The 948-nt window shown below is 49.6% G+C and carries 1 pseudogene and 1 other annotated feature; the pseudogene reads right to left on the bottom strand.

Annotated elements, in window-relative coordinates:
* Nucleotides 1-948: pseudogene (locus ABDZ76_RS17565) on the bottom strand (IS3 family transposase); the annotation flags it as partial.
* Nucleotides 594-710 (bottom strand) — a sequence feature (AL1L pseudoknot). (Overlaps the previous pseudogene by 117 nt.)

The raw sequence follows: 948 nt of genomic DNA, 5'->3' as shown, positions 1-948 counted from the left end.
CCAACCGAAGGCTCTATCTGAGCCGCAGCCAGCCGCTCGGTATATTTCATCGAAAGATATTGAGATCCGCGATCCGAGTGGTGGGTCAAAGCCTTATTCATAGCGGGTCTACGCTGCCAGATGGCTTGCTCCAACGCATCAAGAACGAGTTGAGTTGTCATTGAAGTGGAGACACGCCAACCGACTATTCTGCGGGCAAAAACATCAATGACAAAAGCAACATAAACCATTCCTGACCAAGTGGGACAATACGTAAAGTCAGAGACCCATAGTTGATCTGGTTGCTGTGCATTAAACTGGCGGTTGACCTTATCAAGTGGACAGGGACGAGTTTTATCAGGATTGGTAGTAATGGTTTTCTTTCCACGCACCACGCCTTGCAAACCAAGAGTTCGCATTAATCGCTCTACTGTACAGCGTGCTACATCATGGCCTTCTCTGCGCAAGGCATGCCAAATTTTTCTAGCGCCATAGACCCGGCGATTGTCATCAAAAACTCTGCTGATCTCGCTGCATATGTTCGCATCAGATTTGGCACGATCTGACGCACGTGTAGGATCACGGGCAATTACAGCTCTATCGTAATATGTAGACGGGGCAATCGGCAGTACTTTGCAAATTGGCTCGACCCCGAAAGAGAGGCGGTTATCTTCAACAAATGCAATCATTTGCGAAACGGGCGGTCGAGCTCCGCTTGGGCAAAATAAGCCGAAGCTTTGCGTAAAATCTCATTGGCTTGCCGTAGCTCTCGGACTTCACGCTCGAGTTCTTTGATCCTAGCCTTTTCCGCACTCGTTGGGCCTGAACGCTCACCGCTATCGCGCTGCTGCTGACGTGACCAACTGCGAAGACTATCGGCAGAACAGCCGAGCTTATTAGAAATAGCCACAAGTGCAGCAGTTTCACTCGTATACTCACTCAGATGCTCAATCAGCATGCCAACAGCAC

Origin of the sequence: Paenochrobactrum glaciei, from assembly GCF_039522165.1 — a bacterium.
Classification (GTDB): domain Bacteria; phylum Pseudomonadota; class Alphaproteobacteria; order Rhizobiales; family Rhizobiaceae; genus Paenochrobactrum; species Paenochrobactrum glaciei.
Note: the sequence above shows the minus strand (reverse complement) of the source record. Positions and strands in the feature narration are given on the sequence as shown.